The organism is Natronospira bacteriovora, from assembly GCF_030848495.1.
Taxonomy (GTDB): domain Bacteria; phylum Pseudomonadota; class Gammaproteobacteria; order Natronospirales; family Natronospiraceae; genus Natronospira; species Natronospira bacteriovora.
Map to the genome: position 1 here is coordinate 1 of NZ_JAVDDT010000015.1, position 1,278 is coordinate 1,278.

A 1,278-nucleotide genomic window follows, 5' to 3' on the forward strand; every position below is an offset into this window, starting at 1 on the left:
TGTAGTTCCTCGACTTTAGTGGACACCTTCTCCAAACGAGGAGGTGTAGGATGGGAAGGTATCAGAATCCGAAAAAGACTTGGCGGTATTCTGACGAATTCAAGATTAAGGCGGTGGAGATGAGCCTCCACGAGGGAATCCAGGTCCAGCATGTGGCTGAGGGGCTTGGAATCCACCCATTTATGCTCTCGCGATGGCGGAAGGAGTATCGGGAGGGCAAGTTCCGGCAAGACCGGAGGAGGCGGATTGGCGTGGGGAAAGGGAAGGATTCGCCTTCGACCCGGGAGCTTTCCAGGCTGAAGAAGCTTGAGAAGGAGAATGCCCGGCTGAAGAAGGAGAATGACATCTTAAAAAAGTGGCAACGGTATCTGGCGGAACAGCATCAGAACGATTTGGATTCATCCAAGTCCACGGACGAGAGCTAGGCGTCAGGTACCTTTGCAACTGGCTGGGCGTCTCACGGAGTGGTTATTACGCCTGGTTGAAGCGCCCGGAGTCACAGCGGGTCCGGGAAGATCGCCGATTGGTGCGCCGGATCCGTCGGATCCACCAGGACAGCCGGGGCTGCTACGGCAGTCCGAGAGTGCATAAAACCCTGCTGAGGCAGGGTGTTTCGATTGGGAAAGGCCGTGTGGAGCGGCTTATGCGGGAAGCCTCTATTGTCGGAAAAGCGGCGACGATCTATCGGCGAACCCCATGGGTAGACAAGTTCTATGCTCGCTACCGGAATCTGCGGTTGAAGGAGCCAGCGCCCCGAGGCCCGGATGAGCAGTGGGTCGCAGATCTCACTTATATCCGTGTTGGCCGGGACTGGCGGTATCTTGCGGTGGTGATGGATGTGTATTCCCGACGGGTGATCGGCTGGTCGCTGGGTGAGCGAAAGACAGCGGAGCTTACGCTTCGGGCACTGAAGCAGGCGCTCCGGGTGAGGAGCCCAAAACCGGGGCTTATCTTCCATACTGATCGCGGTGTCGAATACGGCGCCCATTTGATTCAGAACGAGCTGGAGCGGCGAGGGATACGGCCGAGCATGAATCGACCAGGCATGTGTACCGATAATGCCCACATGGAGTCCTTTTTTCACAGCCTGAAGGCAGAACGCATTCATGGCCAGACATTTAAATCAGAGCGAGAACTACGGCTGGCACTGGCCGGATACATCACGCAGTTCTACAATCAGACCAGGTTGCACTCTGGGATCGATTACATGAGTCCAGCGGAGTATGAGAAGCAGGCTGCCTGAAAACGAAGCGTGTCCACTTTTATCGGGGAGCATCA

The 1,278-nt window shown here is 56.3% G+C and carries 1 protein-coding gene; it reads left to right on the forward strand.

Going from position 1 to position 1,278, the window contains the following annotated elements:
- The first annotated feature begins 50 nt into the window (after nucleotides 1–50).
- Nucleotides 51–1,243 (forward strand): IS3 family transposase gene (locus RBH19_RS13625; protein ID WP_306729409.1). Its coding sequence is split into 2 segments (ribosomal slippage): nucleotides 51–356 and nucleotides 359–1,243, totalling 1,191 coding nucleotides; the frame shifts between segments, so codons are not numbered across the junction.
- Nucleotides 1,244–1,278 lie beyond the last annotated feature (35 nt).